Origin of the sequence: Bradyrhizobium sp. B124 (assembly GCF_038967635.1) — a bacterium.
Taxonomy (GTDB): Bacteria; Pseudomonadota; Alphaproteobacteria; order Rhizobiales; family Xanthobacteraceae; genus Bradyrhizobium.
The window spans coordinates 3,909,477-3,933,769 of the sequence record NZ_CP152413.1 but is presented as its reverse complement, the minus strand read 5'-3'; the positions used below and the strand labels follow the sequence as shown (position 1 = coordinate 3,933,769).

Here is a 24,293-nt window from a genome sequence, read left to right as displayed (position 1 = left end):
AGAGGTGCCACGTGTCGCGACGACGGCTTGCATCGCAACAATGTGAAATTTCCGACCGCAGTGATGAAAAACCGTCACTCGCAACCTCCGAGCGAGCGGTCTAACCTCCCGCGCGCCAGGCCGGATCAACGGCCGGCGAACACAGTGGGAGGATGCGATGACACGCCAGGAGCGGAGCGGTCCAAACGGCGCGCAAAGCGGTCAGAAGGAAGAGCGGCGCGATCCGAACGTTTCACGTCGAACACTCGTTCAGGGATTGGCGGTGGGGGCGGCCGCTGCCGCCGCCGGCGTCAGCAGCGCGCTGGCTCAGAACGCGCCAGCGCCGGTCGGACCGCCGACGACCATCACCAGCCCGCCGCGCGACTTCAGTCCGCGCGGTGCGCCGACCACCTATTTCTGGGACCCCGACATCATCGCGGTCGATCCGTCCTTCAACGATCTTGCCCAGCCCAACACCTCGATCAAGCGCCTCCATACCGGGCTGTTGTGGGCGGAAGGCCCGGCCTGGAGCTCGCAGGGTCGCTATCTCCTGTGGAGCGACATCCCGAACAACCGGCAGATGCGCTGGTCGGAGGATGACGGCCATGTCAGCGTGTTCCGTACGCCGTCGAACTACTCGAACGGCAATTCGTTCGACTTCCAGGGCCGCCAGCTCTCCTGCGAACATCTCACCCGCCGGGTGACGCGCTACGAGAATGACGGCACTGCGACCGTGCTTGCCGATAACTATCAGGGCAAGCGGCTGAACTCGCCGAACGACATCGTCGCGCATCCCGACGGCAGCTACTGGTTCACCGATCCGCCCTATGGCGGCCAGCTCTACGAGGGCGAGCCTGACGCGGCCGGTGGCCCGAGCAACGCGGCCGGCAAGCTCAACCCGCGGATCGGGCAGCCCGCGGGCTTCGCGCCGGCCAAGCGCGAACTGCCGACCAATTGCTATCGCATCGATCCCTCGGGCCGCATCGATCTCGTGGTGAGCGAGGACCAGGTGCCAGATCCGAACGGCCTCTGCTTCTCGCCGGACTACAAGAAGCTCTACGTCGTCTCGACCGGCAAGGGACCGGGCGACACCGGCCCGGGCGGCAAGGGCGACGTCTTCGTGTTCGATGTCGGCGCCGACAACAAGCCCGTCAACGGCAAGCGGTTCAGCGATTTCACGATCGACGGCGTGAAATGCGGGCCGGACGGCATCCGCTGCGACGTCAACGGCAATGTCTGGTGCTCGAGCAATGCCGGCCGGGCGGTCGGTTACAACGGCGTGACGGTGTGGTCGCCGGAAGGCAAGCTGCTCGGCCGCATCAGGCTGCCAGAGGTCTGCGGCAACATCACCTTCGGCGGCCCCAAGCGCAATCGCCTGTTCATGGCCGCAAGCCAGTCGCTCTACGCGGTCTATACCGCGACCCAGGGCGCCGGGCCGGCCTAGCGCGCGGGAGCGGGGTGCCGGCACGAGCTGCCGGCGCCACCCTCGGCTACCTGATTGTCGCAGCTCAGCTTTCGGAACTGAACGCGTGGTCTGCCGTTAACAAACGGCGGCTTGGCCGCGTCAATTTCGCTTTATTTGAACAGCGAAGTGTTCACCGGTGAACGGCACTTTCCGATAGGATCATCACCCATCCGCGCTGCCGTTTCATGAGGACCCCACCATGAGCTTCCGCCGCGATTACTTGTCCAAGCCGATCTTCTCCTGGGCGCGTGGTGTGCTGCCGACCATGTCGGACACCGAGCGCGAGGCGCTGGAAGCGGGCGACGTCTGGTGGGACGCCGATCTCTTCACCGGCAATCCCGACTGGTCGAAATTGCTGGCGTTCGCGCCGGCCAAACTGACCGACGAGGAGAACGCCTTCCTGCACGGCCCGGTCGACGAGCTCTGCGCGATGCTCGACGAGTGGAAGATCAATTGGGAATGGCGCGATCTGCCGCCGGAGGTGTGGAGCTTCATCAAGGCCAAGAAATTCTTCGGCATGATCATCCCGAAGGAATTCGGCGGCCTCGGCTTCTCGCCTTATGCGCATTCCGAAGTGGTGCGCAAGATTTCCTCGCGCTCGCTGACCGCGGCCGTCACCGTGATGGTGCCGAACTCGCTCGGGCCGGGCGAACTCTTGATGCGTTTTGGCACCAAAGAGCAGCAGGACAAATGGCTGCCGCGTTTGGCCGCGGGCCAGGACATTCCCTGCTTCGGGCTGACCAGCCCGGAGGCCGGCTCGGACGCCGCCTCGATGATCGACACCGGCATCATCTGCAAGGGCAATTTCGAAGGCCGCGAGGTGCTTGGGCTGAAGCTGAATTGGCACAAGCGGTACATCACGCTGGGGCCTGTCGCGACGCTGCTCGGCCTCGCCTTCAAGGCCTATGATCCCGATCACCTGGTCGGCAGCGAGGACGAGCTCGGCATCACGGTCGCGCTGATCCCGACCCATCTGCCCGGCGTCTCGATCGGCCAGCGCCATCTGCCGGCTATGCAGGTGTTCCAGAACGGCCCGAACTGGGGCCGCGATGTCTTCATCCCGCTCGACTACATCATCGGCGGCCAGGAGCGCCTGGGCCAGGGCTGGAAGATGCTGATGACGGCGCTCGCCGCCGGCCGCGGCATCTCGCTGCCGTCGCTGTCGGCCGCCGGCGCCGCCTATGCCGCGCGCACCACCGGCGCCTATGCCCGCATCCGCGAGCAGTTCGGCATCTCGATCTCGAAATTCGAGGGCATCGAGGAGCCGCTCGCGCGCATCGCCGGCACCGCCTATCTGCTCGACGCCGCGCGGCGGCTGACCTGCGCCGCGCTGAACGAGGGGCGTCACCCTGCCGTCATCTCAGGGATCATGAAGCTGCACGCCACCGAGCGGATGCGGATCGTGATCGACGACGCCATGGACATCCATGGCGGCAAGGCCGTGATCGACGGGCCGCAGAACTATCTCGGCGGGCTCTACCGCTCGGTGCCGGTCGGCATCACGGTCGAGGGCGCCAATATCCTGACCCGCAACCTGATCGTGTTCGGGCAGGGTGCAATCCGCGCGCATCCTTATCTGTTGCAGGAGATGAACGCGCTCAGCGAGACCGATCGCGACAAGGGGCTCACCGCGTTCGACACTGCGTTCTGGAAGCATGTCGGCCACAGCTTTGCGACCATGTTCCGCGCCTGGGGCCGTAGCTGGACCTTCGGCCTGTTCGCACCGGCGCCGGATGCCGGCGATGCAACGGAGTTCTATCGCCAGCTCTCGCGCTACTCGTCGGCGTTCGCGCTGTGCGCCGACATGGCGCTGCTCACCCTCGGCGGCGCGCTGAAGCGCAAGGAAATGCTCTCGGCGCGCTTCGGCGACATCCTGTCCGAGCTTTACTTGCTTTCTGCCGCGCTCAAGCGCTGGCAGGACGAGGGGCGGCAGAAGGAGGATCTTCCCGCGCTCGAATGGTGCATGGCGTCGGGCTTCAAGACCATCGAGAACCGCTTTGCGGAAATCCTCGCCAATCTGCCGAGCCGCCCGATGGCATGGATGCTGAAATTCCTGATCCAGCCGTTCGGCGCGCGCGTCACGGGGCCGTCTGATAGCGTCGTGCATCTCTGCGCACAGCTCGTGCTGTCGCCGTCGGCGGCACGCGACCGCCTGACGCCGGACCTCGCCTTTGTCGAGGACGACGGCGGCATCGCGCGACTGGAAAAAGCCTTCCGCCTTGTCACCGAGTCCGAGGATGCGGCCAAGCAGCTGCGCGCGGCGCGGCTGCATGACTGGAAGGAGGCCGTCAAGAAAGGCGTCATCACCGAAGCCGACGGCGAGAAGCTCGCCGCCGCCCATGAGGCCGTGGCCAAGGTCATCGAGGTCGATGATTTTGCGCCGGAGGCGTTGTCCCCGATTTACAAGAAAACCGCCGACGTGCATCAGTTCTTCCAGGAGCTTGGTGAGCAGAGGGCGGCAAGCTGATGGCGCGACCAGTCTTTATCGTCGACGGCAGCCGGACGCCGTTCCTGAAGGCGCGTTCCGGTCCCGGCCCGTTCACCCCGGTCGATCTCGCCGTGCAATGCGGCCGGCCATTGCTGGCGCGGCAGCCTTTCGCGCCCACCGCGTTCGACCAGGTCATCCTCGGCTGCGTCAACGTCATCGCCGACGAGATGAACCCGGCGCGGGTCGCAGCACTCCGGCTCGGCATGGGCGAGCAGATGGTCGCCTTCACGATGCAGATCAATTGCGGCTCCGGCATGCAGTCGATCGACACCGGCTATCGTTATATCCGCGAGGGCATCTCCGACCTGATCCTCGCCGGCGGCGCCGAGGCGCTGAGCCACGCGCCGCTGGTCTGGCCAAATTCCGGCGTGCGCTGGTTTGCCGGCTTTGCCGGCGCCAAGGGGTTAGGGGCAAAGATCGCCGCGGCGCTGAAGGTGAGGCCGAGCTACTTCAAGCCGATCATCGGGCTGGAGCGCGGGCTGACCGATCCCATCACCGAACTGAACATGGGCCAGACCGCCGAGAAGGTCGGCCATCTCTTCGGCATCACCCGTGCGCAGTCTGATGCTTACGCCGCCGAGAGCCACCAGCGGCTGGCCAACGCGCAGAAGCAAGGCTTTCTCAAGGGCGAGGTCGAGACCGCGTTCTCCCGCGACGGCAAGTTCTACGACCATGACGACGGCGTCCGCCCGGATTCGACAGCCGAAACGCTGGCAAAGCTGAAACCGGTGTTCGAGCGCCCGTGGGGTCAGGTCACTGCCGGCAATTCCTCGCAAATCACCGACGGCGCATGCTGGGTGATCCTGGCGTCCGAGACGGCGGTAGCAAAGCATGGGCTGACGCCTAGGGCCGTCATCCTCGACAGCCAGTGGTCGGCGCTCGATCCGTCGATCATGGGTCTTGGTCCGGTGCTGTCGGCGAGCGCACTGCTCAAGCGCAACGAAATGACATTGCAGGACGTCGAGACCTGGGAGCTGAACGAGGCCTTTGCCACCCAGGTGCTGGGCTGCCTCGCCGCCTGGAACGACGACAAATTCTGCCGCGAGATTCTAGGGCTCGACGGCGCGGCGGGCGAGATCGACCGCGCGAAGTTGAATGTCGACGGCGGCGCGATCAGCCTTGGCCATCCCGTCGGCACCAGCGGCAACCGCATCGTGCTGCATCTGGTTAATGCGATGAAGCGGCTCGGCACCAGGCGCGGCGTCGCCACCGAATGCATCGGTGGCGGGCAGGGCGGCGCGATGTTGATAGAGACGGTGTGATCATGGATTCACGGATCATGGACGTTCTCGCCGATCGCGTGCTCGAGCTCGGGCCGAAGCCGGCCGCCGACAGCCCGTACAAGAACTTCAAGCTGACGCGCGACGAGGACGGCATTGCCTGGCTGCTGTTCGACCGCGCCGGCACCAGCGCCAACACGCTGTCCGCCGATCTGCTCGAGGAGCTCGATGCCATCGTCGCGGCGCTGGAGAACCAGCGGCCGACCGGCCTCGTGGTGCGCTCCGCGAAAAAGAGCGGCTTCATCGCCGGAGCCGACGTCAATGAATTTCGCGGCGCCAGCGACCCGCGCGCAGTCGAGACCGAGATCGGCCGCGCGCACGCGGTGATCGACCGGCTGGAGGCGCTGCGCGTGCCCTCGGTCGCGGTGATCCACGGTTTCTGTCTCGGCGGCGGCCTCGAGGTCGCGCTGGCCTGCCAGATGCGGATCGCGATCGACGATGCCAGGTTCGGCTTTCCCGAGGTGATGCTCGGCCTGCATCCCGGCCTCGGCGGCACCGTGCGCTTCACCGAGCTGGTCAACCCGATGCAGGCGATGACCTTGATGTTGACCGGCAAGACGATCGACGCGCGGCGCGCCAAATCGCTCGGTCTGGTCGACGCCGTCACGCAGGAGCGTCACGTCCGCAACGCCGTGAAGGACGCGGTGTTCGGCCGGCTGAAGCGCGCCAAGCCGGGCGTGCTCACCGCAATCCTCAATTTCGCGCCGGCGCGGGGCTTGCTTGCCTCGCGGATGCGCAGCGAGGCCGAGAAGGCCGCGCCGCGCAAGCATTATCCGGCGCCCTCAGCGCTGATCGATCTCTGGGAGAAGCACGCCGGCAACCGCTCGGGAATGCTCAACGCGGAGAAGGCGTCGTTCGCCAATCTGATGGTGACGCCGACTGCGCAGAACCTGATCCGGGTGTTCTTCCTGCGCGAGCAGATGAAGAAGGCGGCCGGCAGCGGCAACAAAGTGCAGCACGTGCACGTCATCGGCGCCGGCGCGATGGGCGGCGACATCGCGGCCTGGTGCGCCAACCAGGATATGCGCGTGACGCTCGCCGATATGAAGGCCGAGCCGATCGCGGGCGCAATGAAGCGCGCTGCGGATCTGTTCGGCAAGATCATGCGCAGGAAGATTGACCAGCGCGATACGCTCGACCGGCTGATCCCCGACATGGACGGTGAGGGCGCCCGCAACGCCGATCTGATCATCGAGGCGGTGCCGGAAAAGCTCGAGCTGAAGCAGAAGGTCTATGCCGGCCTCGAGCCGAAGATGAAGCAGGGCGCGATCCTCGCCACCAATACGTCGAGCATCCCCTTGCAGGATCTGCGCACCACGCTGGCACGGCCGGAGCGGCTGCTCGGCCTGCACTTCTTCAATCCGGTGTCGCGGCTGCAACTCGTCGAGGTCGTCAGCCATGACGGCACCGATGCTGCGATGCTGAAGGAAGCGCTCGCTTTTGTGGGCGCCATCGATCGCCTGCCGCTGCCGGTGAAGAGCTCGCCGGGCTTCCTCGTCAACCGCGCACTGACGCCCTATATGCTGGAAGCGATGATGATGCTGGACGAGAAGACCGACCAGCGCCTGATCGATGCGGCTGCCGTCGAGTTCGGCATGCCGATGGGCCCGATCGAGCTCGCCGACCAGGTCGGCCTCGATATCTGCCTCGATGTCGGCGACATGCTGCGCTCGAAGTTCGGCGACGCCCTGCCGCCGACGCCGGCCTGGCTGCGCGAGAAGGTCGCCAAGGGTGAGCTCGGCCGCAAGACCGGCAAGGGCTTCTACACCTGGAGGGACGGCAAGGCGGAGAAAGCGCCGCTGCCGGAGACCGGTCCGAAAGTCAGCGACGAGATGATCGACCGCCTGGTGCTGCCGATCTCCAATGTCTGCATCGCCGCCTTGCGCGAGGGCATCGTCGACGACCCCGATATGGTCGACGGTGCGATGATCTTCGGCACCGGCTATGCTCCGTTCCGCGGCGGCCCGCTCAACTACGCGCGCACCCGCGGCGTCGAGGCTGTCGTATCCGCGCTGCGCGCGCTGGCGCAGAAATTCGGCGATCGTTTCGCACCCGATGCAGGCTGGGAGACCTTCAAGTGACCGACACCCAAGCGCCTGAAACGCATGTTCACGCACCGCCGATCAGCGGCAACGAACCGCAGGGCGATCTCTGCATCCGCACGCTGGCGATGCCGGCCGACACCAACGCCAATGGCGACATCTTCGGCGGCTGGCTGCTCAGCCAGATGGACGTTGGCGGCGGCGTGTTCGCTTCCAAGCTGGCGAAGTCCCGCACCGTGACGGTTGCGATCGAGGCGATGAACTTCCGCAAGGCGGTCTATGTCGGCGATCTCGTTTCGGTGCATGCCAATCTGGTGCGCGTTGGCCGCACCTCGATCACGGTGCATCTCGAAGCCTGGGTGCTGCGCCGCCGAGAGCAGCAGTCGATCCTCGTCACCGATGGCAATTTCACCTATGTCTCGATCGACGATCAGGGCCGTCCGCAAACAATCCAGCGCGATGGTGCGACGATTTCGACCTGACGTCTTTCGCGCGAAAAGCGCCGCCGATTCGGTGCAAGAGAAAACGCGTCGAAACTGAGACAGGAACGCGGCTCGATCGCAAAAGCGGCGCTTCGCTTCGCAAATAAACCGAGGAACAAACAGACGGTGATGCAGTTGTCGGCTCGGAATCAAACCGAGGCCGATAATGTCTGACTGCTACGTCATCGAAGTGAGTTCACAGACCGCGGGTATCGTGGTGCGCGATACCAAGGGTTACGCGTTTTTTGCAGCCTCGCAGCGCTTCCAGGCCCTCGAAGGCCAGATCTTCCGCAACGCACGCGAGGCCGAGCGCGCGGCGCGACGGCTTGTCACTGGGCAAGATCTGCAGCTGGCCTCCTGACATCCGGCCTCGGCGGCGCGTCATTTGCGCGCGCCGCGAGAGTCTGTATTGATGCATCCGAACTCACGGAAACGTTTTCGGATGTCGCAGACACAAGGCAAAGCACTGCTGTTCGATATCGACGGCACGCTCGCCGACACCGATCCGCTGCATCTGGCGGCGTTCAACCGGGTGCTCAGCCCCCATGGACACAGCTTCGATCACGCGCGCTTCGGCAAGGAGCTGCAAGGCTTCTCCAATGCGTCGATCGGCGAGCGCTTCCTCGCCCACGAGCCGGCCGACCGCCGCGCCAGCATCCTTGGCGAGAAGGAGCGGATTTTCCGCGAATTGGTCTCTGGCCAGATCGTGCCGGTGCCGGGATTGATGGCGCTGCTCGACCGGGCCGATCGCGCCGGCGTGCCGATGGTGGCGGTGACCAACGCGCCGCGCCCGAACGCCGAACTGCTGCTCGCGGGACTGGGCATCGCGCACCGTTTCAAGGCTGTCGTGATCGGCGATGAACTGGCGCACGGCAAGCCGCATCCATTGCCGTATCTCGAGGGGCTGCGCCGCGCAGGCGCGGAGGCTTCGGCTTCGCTCGCGTTCGAGGATTCGCGCTCCGGCATCCAGTCCGCGACGGCGGCGGGCATCGCGACGATCGGGATGCGAACCGGGCTCGGTCATGCCGATCTGCTCGCGGCCGGCGCGGCCGCCAGCGCGGCGGCATTCGATGATCCGGAATTGATTCGCCTTGTTGCATCCGCCATGGCTTGGTGAGGAAATGGCTTGGTGAGGCATTGTGCCGAAACGTTGCCGGCTCCACATTGCTGCAACGCAGTCCTTAACCCCGGCGATGCTTGCTCGTTGACCTCGGTGCCGAACGGTCGCACGATGGGTCATTCGCCGTTTCAAGGGGGCCGCCGTGGCCGGACTCTCCCATCGCCAGACTGAAATCCTCAACATTGCACGCGCATTCGGCCGGGTCATGGTCGAGGACCTTGCCAAGCGGTTCGAGGTGTCGGCGCAGACCATCCGCAAGGACCTCAACGATCTCTGCGACGAGCGGTCGCTGACCCGCATCCATGGCGGCGCCATCATCGCCTCGGGTGTCGAGAACCTCGCCTATGAGGCGCGCCGATTCGTCGCCGCCGAGGAGAAGAAGGCGATCGGCGCCGCTGCGGCCGCGCGGATTCCGAACGGCTGCTCGCTGTTCATCAACATCGGCACCACGACGGAAGAGGTCGCCAGTGCGCTGACCTCGCATGAGGACCTGCTTGTCATCACCAACAACCTCAACGTCGCGATGCTGCTGTACCGCCATCCGCGCATCGAGGTGGTGGTGGCCGGCGGCACGGTGCGCCGCGCCGACGGTGCGGTGGTCGGCTCGACCGCGACGCAGCTGATCGGCCAGTTCAAGGTGGACTACGCGATCATCGGCGCGTCTGCGATCGACGAGGAGGGCGCGCTGCTCGACTTCGACTATCGCGAGGTGCAGGTGGCGCAGGCGATCATCGCCAACGCGCGCAACGTGATGCTGGTGTCGGATGCGACAAAACTCCGCCGCAGCGCGCCGGTGCGTATCGCCCATATGAGCCAGATCCAGACCTTCGTCACCGATTCGCCCTTGCCCGCGGGCCTCGCCAACATCTGCCACAGCCGCGGCATCGAGGTTGTCGTCGCGATGGACAAGCCGCAGGCCGATATTGACGACAACGGCGCCGACGCCGCACCCGCGACGCTGCGCAGCGCGTAATTCCGAACTCTCTGATCAAAGCGTTCATCATCGGACCCGTCACCCTGAGGTGCGAGCGGAGCGAGCCTCGAAGGGTGCGCGGCCCGGCCGGTGGCCGTCGACCCTTCGAGGCTCGCTCCGCTCGCACCTCAGGGTGACGGGTTCAACAGGGAGTTCGGCGTGATGGCGATAAATCCGCGAACCCGCTGCCCCCGCCACGATCATTCCGCCCAAAAAATCCCCAGCAAGAGTTCCCTATTTTCACTTTGCTTTCGTTTTTGGTTGTGATCTACTCCAATCCGAAAGTAAAACCGTCAAAGCGAAAACGGTTGCCGGGGGAAGCGTTCTTTGGATCGAATTTACGACCTCGCCATCATTGGAGGCGGCGTTAATGGCTGCGGCATCGCGCGCGATGCGGCGGGCCGGGGCAATTCTGTTTTCCTCTGTGAAATGAATGATTTGGCCAGCGGAACGTCGTCCTGGTCGACCAAGCTCGTGCATGGCGGCCTGCGCTATCTCGAGTATTACGAGTTTCGTCTGGTGCGCGAGGCGCTGATCGAGCGCGAGATCCTCTGGCAGATCGCGCCGCATATCATTCGCCCGCTGCGTTTCGTTTTGCCGCACCACGCCGGCCTGCGCCCGGCCTGGCTGCTGCGGCTCGGTCTTTTCCTCTACGACCATATCGGCGGCCGGCACCTGTTGCCGGCGACGCGCTCGGTCGACCTGACGCGCGACGTGGTCGGCAAGCCGCTGATCCCCGGGCGCTACACCAAGGGCTTTGAATATTCCGATTGCTTCGTCGACGACGCGCGGCTGGTGGCGCTGACCGCGCGCGATGCCGCCGATCGCGGCGCCGAGATTCGCACCCGCACCCGCGCGGTCGAGATCAGGCAGATCGATGGCGTCTGGCATGTCACGGTCGAGGACGGCGCCACCGGCGCCCGCGACACCATCAAGGCGCGCGTGCTGGTCAACGCTGGCGGTCCCTGGGTCGAGCAGGTGCTCGCCACCGGTGTCGGCGTCAACGCGCGGGCCAAGGTGCGGCTGGTGCAGGGCTCGCATATCGTCGTGCCGAAACTCTACGACCACGACCGCGCCTACATCTTCCAGAATGCCGACGGCCGCATCATCTTCGTCATTCCCTACCAGAACGATTTCTCGCTGATCGGCACCACCGATCGCGACTATGACGGCGATCCGGCCGAGGTGAAGGCGACGCGTGAGGAGATCGAGTATCTCTGCGCCTCCGCCAGCGAATACCTTGCCAAGCCGGTGAAGCCCGAGGACGTGGTCTGGAATTACTCCGGCGTGCGTCCGCTCTATGACGACGGTGCGAGCGAAGCCAAGGCCGCGACTCGCGACTACGTGTTCGAGCTCGATACGCCCGGCGGTGCGCCGCTGCTGTCGATCTATGGCGGCAAGATCACCACCTATCGCCGCCTCTCCGAAGAGGCGCTGGAGCGGCTGTCGCCCTATCTCCGCGGCGCGAAGGCGCAGGAGGGCTGGACCGGCAAGGCGCCGCTGCCCGGCGGCGACATGGATGTCTCCGCGGTCGCCGCGCTGAGCGCCGAGCTGGTTCGCAACTATCCGTTCCTCGCACAGTCCCACGCCAACCGTCTCGCCCACGCCTATGGCACGCGCGCCAGCAAGGTCTTGGGCAATGCAGCAACGGCTGATGATCTCGGCCGCGCCTTCGGCGCCACCTTGACGGAGAGTGAAGTCCGGTACCTGATGGCGAACGAATGGGCGCGGACCGCGGACGATGTCGTCTGGCGACGATCCAAGCTGGGCTTGCGGATGACGGCCGGTGAAATCGCCGCGCTCGACGAGTGGATGATCGCCAACCGCGTGTCAGGTGAACGTCCCCTCCGCGAAGCGGGAGGACGGGCATGAGCGTTACACTGCAGAACGTCACGCGAACCGTGGATGGCATCCAGACCATCCGCGATGTTTCGCTGACGCTGGAGCGTGGCACGCTCAGCGTGCTGCTCGGACCGACGCTGTCGGGCAAGACCTCGATCATGCGGCTGCTCGCGGGCCTCGACAAGCCGACCACCGGCCGCGTGCTGGTCGACGGCAAGGACGTCACCGGCGCCGACGTGCGGCAGCGCTCGGTCGCGATGGTCTATCAGCAGTTCATCAACTATCCCTCGCTGACGGTCTACGAGAACATCGCCTCGCCGCTGCGGGTGCAGGGCAAGCCGAAGGCCGAGATCGAGCAGCGGGTGGCGGAGGCGGCCAGCCTGTTGCGGCTCGAGCCCTATTTGAAGCGCACGCCGTTGCAGCTTTCCGGCGGCCAGCAGCAGCGCACCGCGATTGCGCGCGCGCTGGTCAAGGGCGCCGACCTCGTGCTGCTCGACGAGCCGCTCGCCAACCTCGACTACAAGCTGCGCGAGGAGCTGCGCGCCGAGCTGCCGCGGATCTTCGAGGCCTCGGGTGCGATCTTCGTCTATGCCACCACCGAACCGTCGGAGGCGCTGCTGCTCGGCGGCGACACGGTGTGCATGTGGGAAGGCCAGGCGCTGCAGACCGGCGCGACGCCGAAGGTTTACCGCCATCCCGACACGCTGCGGGTCGCGCAGGTGTTCTCCGATCCGCCGCTCAACATCATCGGCATCGAGAAGAAGGGTGACCGGGTGATCTATGCCGGCGGCGAGCAGGCGCCCGCGGCCGGGCTGTACGCCAACCTGCCTGACGGCAGGTACAAGATCGGCTTCCGTGCGCACCAACTCGAGGTCGGGAGCGTCGTGCCCGGCCGCCACAAATTCTCGGCCACCGTCACGGTGACCGAGATCACGGGGTCGGAGAGTTTCGTGCACGTTCATGTCCATGATTCGAACTGGGTCGCGGTGCTGCACGGCGTGCATGAATATGAACCCGGGCAGGTGCTCGAGGCCGCGCTCGATCCCGAGAATATCTTCGTGTTTGACGCCGCTGACCGCCTGGTCGCGTCGCCCGCGACCGCGTTTGCTAGCGAATTGTATGGCAGTTCGCTTGCGGCACGCGCGTCAGCCAGCAAGAGCAATTGAGGGAGATGCCCGATGGCTCGCATTGACCTCGTCGATCTCGCGCAATCCTACAGCGGCAATGACGCGCCGCTGGAATCCTTTGCGCTGAAACCGGTGACGATGACCTGGCGGCAGGGCGGCGCCTATGCGCTGCTCGGGCCCTCCGGCTGCGGCAAGACCACGCTGCTGAACCTGATTTCCGGCATCGTGACGCCGTCGCGCGGCAAGATCCTGTTCGACGGCCAGGACATCACGCCACTGTCGACGCAGAAGCGCAACATCGCGCAGGTATTCCAGTTCCCTGTCATCTACGACACCATGACGGTCGGGCAGAACCTGGCCTTCCCGCTGAAGAACCGTGGCGTCGCGAAGGCCGAGGTCGATGCGCGGGTCAGGCAGATCGCCGATTTGCTCGACCTCACACCGTATCTTAACCGCAAGGCGACGCGGCTCACCGCCGACGCCAAGCAGAAGATTTCGCTCGGCCGCGGCCTGGTGCGCTCCGACGTCGCCGCCGTGCTGTTCGACGAGCCGCTGACCGTGATTGATCCCGAGCTGAAATGGCAGCTGCGCTCGAAACTAAAGGCGCTGCATCGCGAACTCGACCTCACGATGATCTACGTCACCCACGACCAGACCGAGGCGCTGACCTTTGCCGATACCGTCGTCGTCATGCATGACGGCCGCGTGGTGCAGAGCGGCACGCCGGCCGAACTGTTCGACAAGCCGGCGCATACCTTCGTCGGCTACTTCATCGGCTCGCCCGGCATGAACATCGTGCCCGCCGAGGTCTCAGGCCACGAGGCGCGGATCGACGGCCATGTCATCGGCCTGCATCGAAACTATGGTGTCCTGCCGGCCGGCAAGAAGATCGAGATCGGCGTGCGGCCTGAATTTGTCGATGTCGCAGCACCCGCGTCCGGGCTGCTGTCGGCCACCATCGAGCGGATCGACGATCTCGGCCGCATCCAGTTCGCCCGCGTCCGGATCGGCAACACCAAACTCGCGGCGCGCGTGCCACCGGGCTTCTCGATCTCCGGCGATACCGCCGGCCTGATCTTCAATCCCGCCAACGTCCACGTCTATGCCGACAGCCATTTGGTCGAAGGGGTCGCCTGATGGACAAGACCATCAACCAAAAAGCCTGGTTCCTGGTGCTGCCGGTGTTCCTGGTGGTGGCGTTCTCGGCGGTGCTGCCGCTGATGACGGTCGTGAACTATTCGATGCAGGACACCTTCGGCAACAACCAGTTCTTCTGGAACGGTGTCGGCTGGTTCAAGGAGCTGCTCGATCCCTCGACCGATCTCGGCGGCCGCTTCCTGGCCTCGCTCGGCCGCAACCTGTTCTTCTCGGCCGTGATCCTTGCGATCGAGGTGCCGCTCGGCATCATCGTCGCGCTGTCGATGCCGCGCGAAGGTTGGAGCGTCGCCGCCTGCCTCGTCATCCTCGCACTGCCGCTCTTGATTCCGTGGAATGTGGTCGGCACCATCTGGCAGATCTTCGGCCGGCCCGATATCGGCCTGCTCGGCTATGTGCTGAACCACCTCGGCTTCAACTACAACTACGTCTCCAATGAGGTCGACGCCTGGGTCACGGTCATCGTGATGGATGTCTGGCATTGGACCAGCCTGGTCGCGCTGCTCTGCTACGCGGGCCTGAAGTCGATCCCCGACGCCTACTACCAGGCGGCGCAGATCGACGGTGCCTCGCGCTGGGCGGTGTTCAAGGCGATCCAGCTGCCGAAGATGAATCGCGTGCTGCTGATCGCGGTACTGCTGCGCTTCATGGATAGCTTCATGATCTACACCGAGCCGTTCGTGGTCACCGGCGGCGGTCCCGGCAACTCGACGACCTTCGTCTCGATCGAGCTCGTCAAGATCGCGCTCGGCCAGTTCGACCTCGGCAAGGCCGCGGCGCTGTCGCTGGTCTACAATTTGATCATCCTGATCGTGTGCTGGGTGTTCTACACCGTGATGACCAATGCCGGCTCCGAGCGCCCGGTCAAGCAAGGAGCGGCGTGATGCATTCGATCCCCGGCCGCCGGCTGATCATGGCGCTGTTCTTGATCTTCCTGCTGTTGCCGATCTACTGGCTCGTCAACATGAGCTTCAAGACCAACGCCGAGATCGTCTCGACGATGACGCTGTGGCCGCATACGCCAACGCTGCAGCATTACCGGCGCATCTTCACCGACGAGAGCTGGTACTCCGGCTACATCAATTCGCTGGAATATGTCGTCATCAACACCGTGATCTCGATCGCGGTGGCGCTGCCGGCGGCCTATGCGTTCTCGCGCTACCGCTTCCTCGGCGACAAGCATTTGTTCTTCTGGCTATTGTCCAACCGCATGGCGCCGGCGGCGGTCTACGCGCTGCCGTTCTTCAACCTGTATTCGGCGATCGGCCTGTTCGATACGCCGTGGGCGGTCGCGCTCGCGCACTGCATCTTCAACGTGCCGCTGGCGGTGTGGATCCTGGAAGGCTTCGTCTCCGGCGTGCCGCGCGAGATCGACGAAACCGCCTTCCTCGACGGCTATTCGTTCCCGCGCTTCTTCATCAAGATCCTGGTGCCGCTGATCGCGAGCGGCATCGGCGTCGCCGCCTTCTTCTGCTTCATGTTCTCCTGGGTCGAGCTGCTGCTGGCGCGCACGCTGACCTCGGTGCAGGCCAAGCCGATCGCAGCGATCATGACGCGCACGGTCTCGGCTGCCGGCATGGACTGGGGCCTGCTTGCCGCGGCCGGCGTGCTCACCATCATCCCCGGCGCACTCGTGATCTGGTTCGTCCGCAATTACATCGCGCGCGGCTTCGCGCTCGGCCGGGTCTAGGAGGCGCTCATGGACAGCATCGCATGGATGGCATGGACCTTGCCCACCGCGGTCTTCTTCGTGCTGCTTGCCTCTACGCTCGGGATGATGACCTGGCTCGCGATCGCCTATCCCGAGGCGGAGCGGGTCGGCGTGCTGCGCATTCCGACCACGCGCGGCGACCGTCTGTTCGTCTCGCTGGTGCTGGCGGCGGTGATCCACCTGCTGTGGGTCGGCCTCGTCGGCACCGATCCGATTTTCACCCTGCCGATCGGGGAGGGCGTCGAGATTTCGAGCCTATGGCTCGGAACGGTAATTTCGCTTCTTTCAGCCGTGGTGATTTTTCGCACCGTCTGAAGAACGCGAAAAAGAGCAGATCCGGGGTCTACCCGGGCCTGATTTAGTCGCTGCAACCGGAGGAATCTAATGCGACATTTACGAATGACTAAAGATAAGCTTTTGACGATGACCAGCGCGGTCGCGCTCGTCGCAGCATCGGTCACTCTTGTCGCGCCGGCCCGCGCCGACGAGGCGGCCGCCAAGAAGTGGATCGACAGCGAATTCCAGCCGTCGACCCTCTCCAAGGACGACCAGATGAAGGAGATGCAGTGGTTCATCAAGGCCGCTGCCCCCTTCAAGGGCATGGAGATCAACGTCGTCTCCGAGACCTTGACGGTGCACGAATATGAATCCCGCACGCTCGCCAAGGCGTTCGAGGAGATCACCGGCATCAAGGTCAAGCACGACATCATCCAGGAAGGTGACGTCGTCGAGAAGATCCAGACCCAGATGCAGTCCGGCAAGAACGTCTATGACGGCTGGATCAACGACTCCGACTTCATCGGCACCCACTTCCGTTACGGCCAGGCCGTCGACCTGACCGATTGGATGAAGGGCGAAGCCAAGGACGTCACCGATCCGATGCTCGACATCGACGACTTCATCGGCAAGTCGTTCACGACGGCACCGAACGGCCACCTCTATCAGCTGCCCGACCAGCAGTTCGCGAACCTCTATTGGTTCCGCTACGACTGGTTCACCAACCCGGAATACAAGGCCAAGTTCAAGGCCAAGTACGGCTACGATCTCGGCGTGCCCGTGAACTGGTCGGCCTATGAGGATATCGCCGAGTTCTTCACCAACGACGTCAAGGAGATCAACGGCGTCAAGGTCTACGGCCATATGGACTATGGCAAGAAGGACCCCTCGCTCGGCTGGCGTTTCACCGACGCCTGGCTGTCGATGGCCGGCAACGGCGACAAGGGCCTCCCGAACGGCCTGCCGGTCGACGAATGGGGCATCCGCATGGAAGGCTGCCGTCCGGTCGGCTCGTCGGTCGAACGTGGCGGCGACGTCAACGGTCCGGCGTCGGTCTATTCGATCGTCAAGTATCTCGACTGGATGAAGAAGTATGCTCCGCCGCAGGCGCAGGGCATGACCTTCTCCGAGTCGGGCCCGGTGCCGTCGCAGGGTAACATCGCCCAGCAGATCTTCTGGTACACCGCCTTCACCGCCGACATGGTGAAGCCGGGGATCGCCGTAATGAACGCGGACGGTACGCCGAAGTGGCGTATGGCTCCGTCGCCGCACGGCTCGTACTGGAAGGACGGCATGAAGCTCGGCTACCAGGACGTGGGTTCGGCCACGCTGCTGAAGTCGACCCCGGTTGATCGCCGCAAGGCGGCCTGGCTCTACCTGCAGTTCATCGTCTCCAAGACGACGAGCCTGAAGAAGAGCCAAGTCGGTCTCACCTTCATCCGTGAATCCGACATCTGGGACAAGTCGTTCACCGAGCGCGCGCCGAAGCTCGGCGGTCTGATCGAGTTCTACCGTTCGCCCGCGCGCGTGCAGTGGACCCCGACCGGCAACAACGTGCCTGACTATCCGAAGCTCGCTCAGCTCTGGTGGCAGAACATCGGCGATGCGTCGTCCGGTGCGAAGACGCCGCAAGCTGCGATGGACGCGCTCGCCGCGGCCCAGGATTCGGTGATGGAGCGTCTTGAGAAGTCCGGTGTGCAGGGTGCCTGCGGACCGAAGTTGAACAAGAAGGAAACTGCCGAGTACTGGTACAAGAAGGCCGAGAAGGACGGCACCATCGCTCCGCAGCGCAAGCTCGCGAACGAGAAGCCGAAGGGCGAAACGATCGACTACGACACGCTGATCAAGTCGTGGCCGGCGAGCCCGCCGAAGCGCGCCGAAGCGAAGTAAGAAGGCTTGACCGCCCACGCCATCCGCAAACTGCAAAAGGCCGGGAGCAATCCCGGCCTTTTTTGCTGGATCTGTGGCTGTGGAGACCGGTTCAGGATTGTGCTCAAATGACGCGATGAGGTCATATGCGTCTCCTTGTCATCGCATCGTGACCTCCGGAGTTTCGTCATGCGCATGACTTTTCGCTGCGACCCGCGGCTCGCCGATCATCTGCCGCGACCGTTCCCGGCCCGCACTGCGTTGCCCGATTGGCTGCGCGCGATGCCTGCGAAGGCGCATTCCGACATCCACGACCGCGAGATCCGCACGGTCAAGCAATGCCCGCCCTTCGTCGATGCGATGGCCCACGGGGTCATGATCCCGCTGCCCTGCGATGTCAGGGTCGAGCGTGGTGCCTTCGCCTGGGACTGGGACATTCCGGAGCCCGCAACGCAGGGTCATCCGCGTGCACCGCTCAGCTTCCATCCGGTCGCGCAGTTCGCCGGCGCGCCGTTCGCCAACGGGCAGGCTGCGCTGAAATTCAACAGCTTCTGGACCATCGAGCTCGAGCCGGGCTGGTCGCTGTTCGCGACGCATCCGGTCAATCGCGACGACTTGCCGTTCCGGGTGATCTCGGGGCTGGTCGACGCCGACCGGTTTCACGACGGCGGCATCAATTTCCCGGCGGTCTGGACCCAGCCCGGTTTTGCCGGCGTGTTGCCGAAGGGAACGCCGGTCGTGCAATGCTTCGCCGTGCCGCGCGAGGCCCCCGAACTGGTGTTCGAGGCCTTCGACGACGCGCACCGGGAAGCCTATTCCAAGGTCGTCGGCGAGGTGTTGGCCGCACCCAACGTCTATCGCAAGCATTTCCGCGCCAAGCGCGGCCGGCTAGTGACCTAAGGCTGCACGCAGCGCGCGCTCATCGAGCCACAGTCGGCCGTGCGGGGCCGAGGTCAGCGCCATGGCGATCGATCCGAACAGATGCGGACGCAAGGCATAGGCGCGCGCGAAGGCCTGCATCGCGGCGTCGGGCTCTCCGCTCTCCTGCAGCGTGATCCCCAGATTGAGCGCCGCTTCGGCGTAATCCGGCTTGATCTCGAGCGCCTTGCGATAGGCGCGTGCGGCGCCGTCATGATCGCGCAAATCCTGCTTTGCGACGCCGAGATCGAACCACACCGAGGCCGGCGCCGTGCTTGCAACAGCGCGCTCGAGCAAGCTCACCGCAGCGGCGAGGTCGCCATCCTCCCAGGCCAGCCGGCCAAGTCTTGCGTTGGCTTCCTGATGCTCCGGGATGGCCTTGAGGATCGCCTCCCAGGCCTCGCGGGCCTGTGCCTTGCGGCCGGCCAGTTCCAGCGTGCGTGCCTTCTCGACGAAGGCTTCGCGTTGCGGCTTGAGCGCGACGGCGCGGTCGAGATGCGTCAGTGCGGCGTCGAATTCGCCGCCGCTGCGGGCGAGGCGCGCCGCGAGCAGCCGCGCCGCCGCATTGTCCGGGCGCCGCGCCAAGCTGGTCTCGACATGCCTGCGGGCCGGTGCGATCTCGCCTTTGGCGAACAGCACCGCGGCGAGCAGATGGCTCAGCATCGGCTCGCCGGGCTGGCGCGCAAGGCCGCGCTCGCAGAGCTCGATCGCTTCGCCATGCCGGCCGCCATTGAAGGCGACGGTGGCGCGTCGAACGATATCCTCGGCGTTGTCCTTGCTCATTCCCGCATGCGACCGTGTTCAGGCTTGCTCGATCCGCTTCATGCTATGCGGCGCCGGAGATCATGACCAGCGCTTACCGCGCCGCGGAGTCGCCGGCTGCCGCGCGCATCTGCATGTACGCCTGGTGGTGCGCCAGCGTCAGTTCCTGGCTGATATGCGACAGCTCGGTCGCGGCGGCTTCGGCGGCCTCGCCGGCGGGCTTGGCGACGCGCACGAACATCGCGGTCTCGTACGCGCGAACGGCCTCGTGCCAATCCTTTGATCCCACCAGATGCGCCGCCAGCTCCACCGCATCCAGCATCGCGGCGTTGACGCCTTCACCACCGAACGGCGACATCAGGTGCGCGGCGTCGCCGAGCAGGGTGATGCCTGGGCGGTTGGTCCAATGATGCCCGACGGGCAGCGCGTGGATCGGCCGGAGCGCGAATTGATCATTGCTGGCGCGGAGCAGGTCGAGCAGGGCATCGGCCCAGCCTGCGAATTCGCCGAGCACCGCGTGACGCATCGCGGCAGGCGAGGTGACGTCGAACCGCCGCTCGGCCCATTCGACGGGTACGCGGAAAATCGCATAGCCGCGCAGATGGGCGTTGCCGTTGCGCAGGACCATCAGGCTGCGGCCGGCGCTCTCCGCGCCCATCTTGCCGCGGCCGACCAGCTCCGACAGGGCAGGGCGCCTCGTGTCGACATCGTCGATGCCGAACTCGATGAAGGTCAGCCCGCTGTATTGCGGCTGATAGCGCGACACCAGCGGCCGCACCCGGGACCAGGCGCCGTCGGCGCCGATCACGAGATCGAACGGCCCTTCGCGCGCATCGTCGAACAGGAGATCGTAACGGCCGTCATTGCGTGGCGCGACCTCGCGCAGGCAGCGCGCCCAGGCGACGGCATCCGTCGGCAAGGATTGCAGCAGCAGGTCGCGCAGTGCCGTGCGGTCGACCTCCGGACGGTCGCCGGTCATGTCGTCGTCCGCGAGCAGCAGCCGGCCATCGCTCGTGTAGAGCCGGCTGCCCTGGTCCTCGTAACGTGCGATGCGCAGGAAGCTGTCGGTAAGCCCGGCGCGCGCCAGCGCCAGCTGACCGCTCTCGGCGTGCAGGTCGAGCGTTCCACCCTGCGGCCGCTCGGTTGCCGAGCTCTCGCGTTCGAACAGGCTGGTCTTGATGCCGGCAACATGCAGCAGGCGGGCGAGCGTCAGACCGCCGGGGCCGGCGCCCACAATGGCAATTCGAATGGGATCTGAACTCATGGACACCACGCTCACAACAGGATACATAGGGGCCTATCTAATATAAATAGGGGCCTATGTAAATGGTGGGATCGTGACCGATTGGGACCTGTTCGATCGTCCGGCGCCGCTGGTCAACATGGCCTCGCGCAGCTTCCTCAGGCTCGGTGAGCGGCGGGTGAAACCGCACGGTTTCAGCATCGGCCAGTTGCCGGTGATCTATCTGTTGCGCGACGGCAAGGCGATGTCACAGCGCGATCTCGCCCGCGCCGCCAAGGTCGAGCAGCCGTCGATGGCGCAGATCCTGGCGCGGATGGAGCGCGACGGCCTGGTGCAGCGCACGCCGATGCCGGGTGACGGCCGCAGCCAGTTGGTGTCCCTGACCAAGGCGGCCAGGGCGAAACTGCCGGCCGCGCGCAAGGCCTTGCACCGCGATCAGGACCAGGCGCTGGCCGGCTTCAGCGCGGCCGAAGCCGCAACCCTGCTTGACCTGCTGCGGCGGCTCAATCGAAACCTCGACCGCATGGTCGCGGAAGAGGTGGAGAGCGGCGAGGCTGCCGAGGCGTAGGAATGCCCGAGAGCGCGGAGGCATAACGAACAAAGGCCGGGAGCGATCCCGGCCTTGTTGCCTTCCGTCATTGCGAGGAGCAATAGCGACGAAGCAATCCATGCTTCCACGTATGCGGTTCTATGGATTGCTTCGCTCCGCTCGCAATGACGATGCTGAGAAAGCGAGGCCTTACTCCGCCGCTTCGGTCGCCTTCAGCGTCGGATAATCCGTGTAGCCCTTGGCGCCCCCGCCGTAGAAGGTCGCCTTGTCCCAGTCGTTGAGCGGGGCGCCGGCCTTGAGCCGCTCGACCAGATCGGGGTTGGAGATGAACGGCTTGCCGAACGCGATCAGGTCGGCCGCACCTGCCTCCAGCACCTTCTCCGCCAGCGCGAAGTCGTAGCCGTTGTTGGCGACATAGGCCTGCTTGAAGCGCTTGCGCAGCGAAGCGTAGTCGAACGGCGCGATGTCGCGCGGGCCGCCGGTCGCGCCCTCGATGACGTGGATATAGGTCAGCTTCAGCGCATTGAGCTGGTCGACGATGTAGTCGAACAGCGGTTGCGGATTGCTGTCGGAGACGTCGTTGGCCGGCGTCACGGGCGAGATGCGGATGCCGGTACGGTCGGCGCCGGCCTCCTTGGCGACGACCTTGGAGACCTCCAGCATCAGCTGGGCGCGTTTCTCGATCGAACCGCCATAGGCGTCGGTGCGCTTGTTGGTGCCGTCCTTCGCGAACTGGTCGAGCAAATAGCCGTTGGCGCCATGGATTTCGACGCCGTCGAAACCGGCCGCCAGCGCATTCGCGGTGCCGCGCTTGAAATCCTCGATGATCCCGGGGATTTCCGACAGTTCGAGCGCGCGCGGCTCGGACACGTCGGCGAAGGTGCCGTTCACGAAGGTCTTGCCCTTGGCGCGGATCGCGCTCGGCGCCACCGGCGCGCCGCCATTCGGCTGCAGCGAGGTGTGCGAGATGCGGCCGACATGCCAGAGCTGGATGAAGATGTGGCCGCCGCGCTCATGCACGCGATCGGTAACCTTGCGCCAGGCCGCGACCTGTTCCTTCGAATAGATGCCGGGCGTGTCCTGATAGCCCTGGCCCTGCTGCGAGACCTGGCTCGCCTCGGTGATCAGAAGGCCGGCGGAAGCGCGCTGGCCGTAATAGTCCACCGCGAGCGGGCTTGGCACCATGCCGGGCGGCACCGCGCGGTTGCGCGTCAGCGGCGCCATCACGAAGCGGTTCGGCAGCGTCAGCGGGCCAAGCTTGTAGGGCTCGAGAAGTTTGGTCGGTTGGCTCATGTGAAACGGTTCCAGACAATGACGGATGAGGAGAGATTTGTGCATTGCCGCGACGAGCGCAATGGCCGGGATATGCCCAGTTTGCAGGCTAGCCGCGCACAATTCCGCCCATGTGGCCGGCATCGAGGAACAAAGTGTGCGCGTTCACATAGGAGGATTCATTCGAAATCAGGAACAGCGCAGTATAGGCGACCTCCCAGCCGGTGCCCTGGCGGCCGAAAGGTACTGTCACGGCGCGGTCCGATCGCCTGCGGCTGGCATCTCGGCCCATCGGCGTGTCCATGAAGCCGGGCGCGATCACATTGCAGCGAATGCCGTTGTCCTCGCCGGCCCGCGCGATCGCGCGTCCCAGCGCGATCTGCGCCGCCTTGGAGGATTCATAGGCCGGGTTGCGGCCGCCGGCGCGCTGGCTCGCCATCGAGGAGATCAGGATGATCGCGCCGCCCGGCGCCATCACCTCGAGTGCCTTCTGCGCGAACAGCATGTGGCTGCGCACATTGACGGCGTAGTCGCGGTCCCAGGCTTCCGCCGTCATCTTCGGCAGCGACAGGCCGGAGGAAATGCCGACATTGAGCGCCAGCCCGTCGAGCCCGCCGAGCTTTTGCGCGCAGCGTTCGACCGCGGGCGCGATCGCCGCGACGTCGGAGACATCGACCACGTCGGTGAAGGCCTTGCCGCCTTCGCCTGTGATCTGCGCGACGGTATCGTCGGCGGCGTCCTTGTTGACGTCGAGGCACGCGACCGAGGCGCCCTCACGCGCGAACAGCACGCTCATGGCGCGGCCGTTGCCGATCGGCGGCGCTTCATCCACGGTGGTGCGCTGGCCCGCACCGACCACGATGATGCGCCGTCCGGCGAGGCGGCCGTGGTTCTTCGCCAGCCCCAGCGATTCCGCATGCAGCGAGGCGGACGGATTGACGGCTTTCGGTGCGTGGGTGGTCGGCATGGCGTGCTCCCTGACGTCTTGTTGTTGTCAGGGAGCAGTAGCACGGCCGGGCGTGCGAGGCGACGTGTCGCGCCGAAGCCTTGGCGAGAGGTGAGAAAATCCCGCCGCGGGGAATATCGCGTCAGCTGACGCCGAGGAAGTCGCGCTTGCCGATCTCGACACCGTTGTGGCGCAGGATGCCGTGCGCGGTGACGGCGTGGAAGTAGAAGTTCGGGAACGAGAAGGCGCTGAGGAATTGCTGGCCCTTCAGGGTCATGGTGCGCTCGGCGCCGATCGGGAAGGTGACGTCCTTGGCGTCGGCGCCGTCGAACTGCTCCGGCTTGAACGACTTCACATAGTCGATCGTCTTCGCCAGCCGCTGCTTCAGTTCGCCGAAGCTCTTCTCGGTGTCGGGCGTCGACGGCACCTCGCTATGGGTCAGCCGCGCACAGCCGCGTGCGGCGTGATCGCAGACCAGCTGCACCTGCTTGGTCAGCGGCAGCATGTCCGCATAGAGCCGCGATCCCAGCAGCACCTCGGGCGCGATCTTCTTAGCTTCGCAATGCGCCTCGGCCTTGGTCAGCTCGCCGGTGAGGCTGTTGAGGATCTGCAAGTACGCGGGGACGACGGCGTCATGAAAGGACATGGGGTGCTCTTTGTTCTGATGAAATCCGGATCTGCCGAACGGCGATGCTGCACATGGGGCCGCGAAGGGAAGAATACAACTGCGGACGTCTGTAACACTTGGTCAATTATTTCGCGGCGCATTCGCGCCCCGTCATCCTGAGGAGCG

At 65.1% G+C, this 24,293-nt stretch carries 22 protein-coding genes; 17 read left to right on the top strand and 5 right to left on the bottom strand.

What is annotated here, in order from left to right; translation table 11 throughout:
• Nucleotides 1-157: 157 nt before the first annotated feature.
• The 16 genes from AAFG13_RS18915 (at nucleotide 158) to AAFG13_RS18840 (ending at nucleotide 18,709) form a co-directional block, all read left to right on the top strand.
• Nucleotides 158-1,423, top strand: coding sequence for an SMP-30/gluconolactonase/LRE family protein (locus AAFG13_RS18915; protein WP_212315634.1), 1,266 nt, complete (start codon nucleotides 158-160; stop codon nucleotides 1,421-1,423).
• Nucleotides 1,424-1,643: 220 nt separating this feature from the next.
• Entirely contained in the window at nucleotides 1,644-3,911 is a 2,268-nt protein-coding gene (locus tag AAFG13_RS18910; protein ID WP_342712961.1) for an acyl-CoA dehydrogenase, read from the top strand.
• On the top strand, nucleotides 3,911-5,194 hold the full coding sequence (locus tag AAFG13_RS18905) for an acetyl-CoA C-acetyltransferase (RefSeq protein WP_342712960.1): 1,284 nt from the start codon (nucleotides 3,911-3,913) through the stop codon (nucleotides 5,192-5,194). The genes AAFG13_RS18910 and AAFG13_RS18905 overlap by 1 nt, the downstream gene beginning before the upstream one ends.
• Nucleotides 5,195-5,196: 2 nt before the next feature.
• Nucleotides 5,197-7,293, top strand: coding sequence for a 3-hydroxyacyl-CoA dehydrogenase NAD-binding domain-containing protein (locus AAFG13_RS18900; RefSeq protein WP_342712959.1), 2,097 nt, complete (start codon nucleotides 5,197-5,199; stop codon nucleotides 7,291-7,293).
• Nucleotides 7,294-7,382: 89 nt separating this feature from the next.
• Nucleotides 7,383-7,736 (top strand): acyl-CoA thioesterase, encoded by a 354-nt coding sequence (locus tag AAFG13_RS18895; protein WP_244550008.1) that lies wholly within the window; start codon nucleotides 7,383-7,385, stop codon nucleotides 7,734-7,736.
• Nucleotides 7,737-7,902: 166 nt separating this feature from the next.
• Complete coding sequence (locus AAFG13_RS18890) at nucleotides 7,903-8,097, top strand: hypothetical protein (protein WP_212315628.1); 195 nt, start codon at nucleotides 7,903-7,905, stop codon at nucleotides 8,095-8,097.
• 81 nt (nucleotides 8,098-8,178) lie between these two features.
• Nucleotides 8,179-8,853 carry an HAD-IA family hydrolase gene (locus tag AAFG13_RS18885; RefSeq protein WP_342712958.1) on the top strand — a complete coding sequence of 225 codons (675 nt, stop codon included), beginning with the start codon at nucleotides 8,179-8,181 and terminating at the stop codon, nucleotides 8,851-8,853.
• A gap of 145 nt (nucleotides 8,854-8,998) precedes the next feature.
• Complete coding sequence (locus AAFG13_RS18880) at nucleotides 8,999-9,829, top strand: DeoR/GlpR family DNA-binding transcription regulator (RefSeq protein WP_092124510.1); 831 nt, start codon at nucleotides 8,999-9,001, stop codon at nucleotides 9,827-9,829.
• Nucleotides 9,830-10,156: 327 nt separating this feature from the next.
• A complete protein-coding gene (glpD, locus tag AAFG13_RS18875) occupies nucleotides 10,157-11,701 on the top strand; it encodes a glycerol-3-phosphate dehydrogenase (protein ID WP_342712957.1) in 1,545 nt (514 codons plus the stop codon).
• Nucleotides 11,698-12,837 (top strand): ABC transporter ATP-binding protein, encoded by a 1,140-nt coding sequence (locus AAFG13_RS18870; RefSeq protein WP_212315624.1) that lies wholly within the window; start codon nucleotides 11,698-11,700, stop codon nucleotides 12,835-12,837. Before glpD ends, AAFG13_RS18870 begins: the two co-directional genes overlap by 4 nt.
• A 12-nt stretch (nucleotides 12,838-12,849) precedes the next feature.
• The gene (locus AAFG13_RS18865; protein ID WP_092124513.1) at nucleotides 12,850-13,935 is read left to right on the top strand and encodes an ABC transporter ATP-binding protein; all 1,086 of its coding nucleotides are present in this window, start codon (nucleotides 12,850-12,852) and stop codon (nucleotides 13,933-13,935) included.
• Nucleotides 13,935-14,837 carry a sugar ABC transporter permease gene (locus tag AAFG13_RS18860; RefSeq protein WP_212315622.1) on the top strand — a complete coding sequence of 301 codons (903 nt, stop codon included), beginning with the start codon at nucleotides 13,935-13,937 and terminating at the stop codon, nucleotides 14,835-14,837. Before AAFG13_RS18865 ends, AAFG13_RS18860 begins: the two co-directional genes overlap by 1 nt.
• Nucleotides 14,837-15,643 (top strand): carbohydrate ABC transporter permease, encoded by an 807-nt coding sequence (locus AAFG13_RS18855; RefSeq protein ID WP_021075985.1) that lies wholly within the window; start codon nucleotides 14,837-14,839, stop codon nucleotides 15,641-15,643. The genes AAFG13_RS18860 and AAFG13_RS18855 overlap by 1 nt, the downstream gene beginning before the upstream one ends.
• 9 nt (nucleotides 15,644-15,652) lie before the next feature.
• Nucleotides 15,653-15,979, top strand: a complete 327-nt coding sequence (locus AAFG13_RS18850) for a DUF2160 domain-containing protein (protein ID WP_212315621.1) — start codon at nucleotides 15,653-15,655, stop codon at nucleotides 15,977-15,979.
• A gap of 108 nt (nucleotides 15,980-16,087) precedes the next feature.
• The gene (locus AAFG13_RS18845) at nucleotides 16,088-17,830 is read left to right on the top strand and encodes an ABC transporter substrate-binding protein (RefSeq protein WP_212316430.1); all 1,743 of its coding nucleotides are present in this window, start codon (nucleotides 16,088-16,090) and stop codon (nucleotides 17,828-17,830) included.
• 168 nt (nucleotides 17,831-17,998) lie between these two features.
• Nucleotides 17,999-18,709 (top strand): hypothetical protein, encoded by a 711-nt coding sequence (locus AAFG13_RS18840; protein ID WP_342712956.1) that lies wholly within the window; start codon nucleotides 17,999-18,001, stop codon nucleotides 18,707-18,709.
• Here the strand turns inward: AAFG13_RS18840 and AAFG13_RS18835 are convergent.
• Entirely contained in the window at nucleotides 18,698-19,510 is an 813-nt protein-coding gene (locus AAFG13_RS18835) for a tetratricopeptide repeat protein (RefSeq protein WP_342712955.1), read from the bottom strand. The genes AAFG13_RS18840 and AAFG13_RS18835 overlap by 12 nt on opposite strands.
• Before the next feature lie 73 nt (nucleotides 19,511-19,583).
• Complete coding sequence (locus AAFG13_RS18830; protein WP_342712954.1) at nucleotides 19,584-20,753, bottom strand: NAD(P)/FAD-dependent oxidoreductase; 1,170 nt, start codon at nucleotides 20,751-20,753, stop codon at nucleotides 19,584-19,586.
• 73 nt (nucleotides 20,754-20,826) lie between these two features.
• Between AAFG13_RS18830 and AAFG13_RS18825 the strand changes: the two genes are divergently transcribed.
• Complete coding sequence (locus AAFG13_RS18825; RefSeq protein WP_312011623.1) at nucleotides 20,827-21,300, top strand: MarR family transcriptional regulator; 474 nt, start codon at nucleotides 20,827-20,829, stop codon at nucleotides 21,298-21,300.
• 171 nt (nucleotides 21,301-21,471) lie between these two features.
• Here the strand turns inward: AAFG13_RS18825 and AAFG13_RS18820 are convergent, their stop codons facing one another.
• From AAFG13_RS18820 to AAFG13_RS18810, 3 genes are all read right to left on the bottom strand, one after another.
• Complete coding sequence (locus tag AAFG13_RS18820) at nucleotides 21,472-22,575, bottom strand: alkene reductase (RefSeq protein WP_212315617.1); 1,104 nt, start codon at nucleotides 22,573-22,575, stop codon at nucleotides 21,472-21,474.
• A gap of 88 nt (nucleotides 22,576-22,663) precedes the next feature.
• Complete coding sequence (locus AAFG13_RS18815; protein WP_212315616.1) at nucleotides 22,664-23,521, bottom strand: SDR family oxidoreductase; 858 nt, start codon at nucleotides 23,519-23,521, stop codon at nucleotides 22,664-22,666.
• Between the two features lie 121 nt (nucleotides 23,522-23,642).
• Entirely contained in the window at nucleotides 23,643-24,146 is a 504-nt protein-coding gene (locus AAFG13_RS18810; protein WP_212315614.1) for a DUF1993 domain-containing protein, read from the bottom strand.
• Nucleotides 24,147-24,293: the final 147 nt, after the last annotated feature.

Coding starts and splice junctions, on each gene's coding strand:
- AAFG13_RS18830 (WP_342712954.1), bottom strand. CDS start 20,753: ATGAGTTCAGATCCCATTCGAATTGCCATTGTGGGCGCCGGCCCCGGC.
- AAFG13_RS18810 (WP_212315614.1), bottom strand. CDS start 24,146: ATGTCCTTTCATGACGCCGTCGTCCCCGCGTACTTGCAGATCCTCAAC.
- AAFG13_RS18840 (WP_342712956.1), top strand. CDS start 17,999: ATGCGCATGACTTTTCGCTGCGACCCGCGGCTCGCCGATCATCTGCCG.
- AAFG13_RS18910 (WP_342712961.1), top strand. CDS start 1,644: ATGAGCTTCCGCCGCGATTACTTGTCCAAGCCGATCTTCTCCTGGGCG.
- AAFG13_RS18845 (WP_212316430.1), top strand. CDS start 16,088: ATGACCAGCGCGGTCGCGCTCGTCGCAGCATCGGTCACTCTTGTCGCG.
- AAFG13_RS18865 (WP_092124513.1), top strand. CDS start 12,850: ATGGCTCGCATTGACCTCGTCGATCTCGCGCAATCCTACAGCGGCAAT.
- AAFG13_RS18820 (WP_212315617.1), bottom strand. CDS start 22,575: ATGAGCCAACCGACCAAACTTCTCGAGCCCTACAAGCTTGGCCCGCTG.
- AAFG13_RS18895 (WP_244550008.1), top strand. CDS start 7,383: ATGCCGGCCGACACCAACGCCAATGGCGACATCTTCGGCGGCTGGCTG.
- AAFG13_RS18860 (WP_212315622.1), top strand. CDS start 13,935: ATGGACAAGACCATCAACCAAAAAGCCTGGTTCCTGGTGCTGCCGGTG.
- AAFG13_RS18870 (WP_212315624.1), top strand. CDS start 11,698: ATGAGCGTTACACTGCAGAACGTCACGCGAACCGTGGATGGCATCCAG.
- AAFG13_RS18915 (WP_212315634.1), top strand. CDS start 158: ATGACACGCCAGGAGCGGAGCGGTCCAAACGGCGCGCAAAGCGGTCAG.
- AAFG13_RS18890 (WP_212315628.1), top strand. CDS start 7,903: ATGTCTGACTGCTACGTCATCGAAGTGAGTTCACAGACCGCGGGTATC.
- AAFG13_RS18905 (WP_342712960.1), top strand. CDS start 3,911: ATGGCGCGACCAGTCTTTATCGTCGACGGCAGCCGGACGCCGTTCCTG.
- AAFG13_RS18815 (WP_212315616.1), bottom strand. CDS start 23,521: ATGCCGACCACCCACGCACCGAAAGCCGTCAATCCGTCCGCCTCGCTG.
- AAFG13_RS18850 (WP_212315621.1), top strand. CDS start 15,653: ATGGACAGCATCGCATGGATGGCATGGACCTTGCCCACCGCGGTCTTC.
- AAFG13_RS18835 (WP_342712955.1), bottom strand. CDS start 19,510: ATGAGCAAGGACAACGCCGAGGATATCGTTCGACGCGCCACCGTCGCC.
- AAFG13_RS18855 (WP_021075985.1), top strand. CDS start 14,837: ATGCATTCGATCCCCGGCCGCCGGCTGATCATGGCGCTGTTCTTGATC.
- AAFG13_RS18885 (WP_342712958.1), top strand. CDS start 8,179: ATGTCGCAGACACAAGGCAAAGCACTGCTGTTCGATATCGACGGCACG.
- AAFG13_RS18900 (WP_342712959.1), top strand. CDS start 5,197: ATGGATTCACGGATCATGGACGTTCTCGCCGATCGCGTGCTCGAGCTC.